Genomic DNA, 2,108 nt, shown 5'->3' on the forward strand with positions numbered 1-2,108 from the left:
ATTTGCAACGAAGCGGACAACCGTGGAATGCCACAAGCGTGGTGACGCCCTCGCCATCTATCGTGAGGCGGTGGCGGTCGATGCAAATGAGTGGGGCGGTCTTCATATTATTCTACTTTAAATGTGAAAGGAACGGTGGCATGTGATTTCACCACCTTGCCGTTTTTCTTGGCAGGAGTCCATTTCGGCATGCTTTTCAGTACTCGGATGGCTTCCTCGTCGAGGATAGGGACAAGACTTTTCTCCACCTTGATGTTGCTCAAACTTCCGTCCTTGTTGACGGTGAAACCAAGGATGACTCTGCCTATTGGCGCGCCTTCCCGACATTCTTTTGGATATTGAAGGTTAGTCTTGATGTATTGCGTCAATGCAGTCGAACCGCCTGGGAATGAAGCCTCTTCGAAAGTATCTTCTCTTTTGATGACGGGAGCTGTTCCTCTAACTCTGACTTCGGGAACGATTCCTGCCACGACTTCCCCTAAGGCACTTTCGTTGAATATTAGAGTGATGACATTGAGCTTGTCTCGGCTCATTTCTGATAGTTTGATGCTTCGGTCTATGAAGCCGATGTATTGCACGGTTATCGTGTCGCCTTGCTCCACTTCGAGAGTGAAGTTTCCATTGACATCAGTTATTGCATACTTTCCCGAATGTTTAGCGATGACGGAGGCTCCAATAAGCGGCTCATTGTCCTCGTCGCTAATGAGATGCCCTTGGACGAAGAGCACTCCTTTCTTGCTGAGAGAATCTTTCGCTTGGAGTAGGGCGGTATCGTTGGTGGTGTATTCTTGGAACAGGATAGGGATAACCTTTTCAGACTTAGGCGGTGTCAATTTGTAATATCCCTTCTGCGTGGCGCACGATGTGGCGGATGCGGTGAGGGCGGTGATGCCCAAAGCCACTCCTGCGACCTTGATGGCTTTCCCTGCCATCTGTCGGAGGTGCAATTCGTGTTCTAAGTCCCTCACGTCTTGCTCGCATTTCGGGCAAGTGCCCTTGCATTCACCCTCGAAGTGACATTCGTCGGGTGAATAACTGATTCCATTGGCATCCGCTATTTGCTTGCGGATGGCCTTGAGCGTGTTGCAAATGTTGCGTCCTCTTGTTGCCATGATTATTCCTTTTTTATAGTTACTGCACGTGGATGTAGACAGGAAGCGTGTATCTTGATTTCACAGCCTTGCCGTTTTGCTTGGCAGGAATCCAACTCGGCATACTTTTCACCACCCGGACTGCTTCTTTGTCAAGGTCAGAATAGACGCTTTTCTTCACTTTGATGTCACTTAGATTTCCATCCTCATTGACCGTGAAAGTAACGACAATTTTTCCTTGTATGCTGCAATCGCCCTGTATGTTTGGATAGCGAAAATTGTCTGCAATATATTTCATACACGCCGCTATGCCACCAGGGAATGACGCTTCCTCATCAGCATTATCAAATATTTTGCTGCTTTCAATAGAATCTATACCAATGGCAGACCTGGTGACAGCATTCCTGCCTTGATTTTTTGAGGAATTGCCTTTGATATTCTTTTTTATCTCTTTTGTTTCTAAGGATGGATTGTATGAAGCCTCCCCGTCCTTTCTGTTTTCTTCTTCCAGAAGTTTCTCCTTGTTGCCAAGAGAAATGGCTCCTTCTAATTGTCTGTTTCTTGGGTTCGGTTCTTCTTTTTTAACAATGATTGTATCACCTGTAACCATGTCTGAAGCATTTCGCTGTGGTTTTCCATCAGAACAAGCCGTTAAAGCAACAAGTCCTACTGCAATGCCAACGACCTTGATGGCCTTTCCTGCAATCTGCCTACGTCGCAATTCATACTCCAAATCTCTCACATCTTGCTCGCATTTGGGGCAAGTTCCCTTGCACTCACCAGTGAAGTGACATTCTTCTGGTGAATAGGCAATCCCATTAGCATCTGCTATTTGTTTGCGAATGGCTTTGAGAGTGTTGCAAATGTCTCTTCCTCTTGCCATAGTTTATTTTCTTTTATGATTATGTCTCTTTTTGATAACAACAATTTCCCCTGTGAGTCCTCCACTTTCTGTCAAAGTAATGACATTGAGTTTTTCGAAATTCATTTCAGAGAGTTTGATGATTCTGTCTTGCA

General features: G+C 45.7%; 2 protein-coding genes and 1 pseudogene. All 3 read right to left on the reverse strand.

Going from position 1 to position 2,108, the window contains the following annotated elements; translation table 11 throughout:
* A pseudogene (locus tag F7D73_RS13780) lies at positions 1–106 on the reverse strand (radical SAM protein); the annotation flags it as partial.
* A 1-nt stretch (position 107) separates the two neighbouring features.
* Entirely contained in the window at positions 108–1,112 is a 1,005-nt protein-coding gene (locus tag F7D73_RS13785) for an energy transducer TonB (protein WP_153125594.1), read from the reverse strand.
* A gap of 19 nt (positions 1,113–1,131) precedes the next feature.
* Positions 1,132–1,974, reverse strand: coding sequence for an energy transducer TonB (locus tag F7D73_RS13790; protein ID WP_153125596.1), 843 nt, complete (start codon positions 1,972–1,974; stop codon positions 1,132–1,134).
* Positions 1,975–2,108: the final 134 nt, after the last annotated feature.

The organism is Segatella copri (assembly GCF_009494395.1).
GTDB lineage: Bacteria > Bacteroidota > Bacteroidia > Bacteroidales > Bacteroidaceae > Prevotella.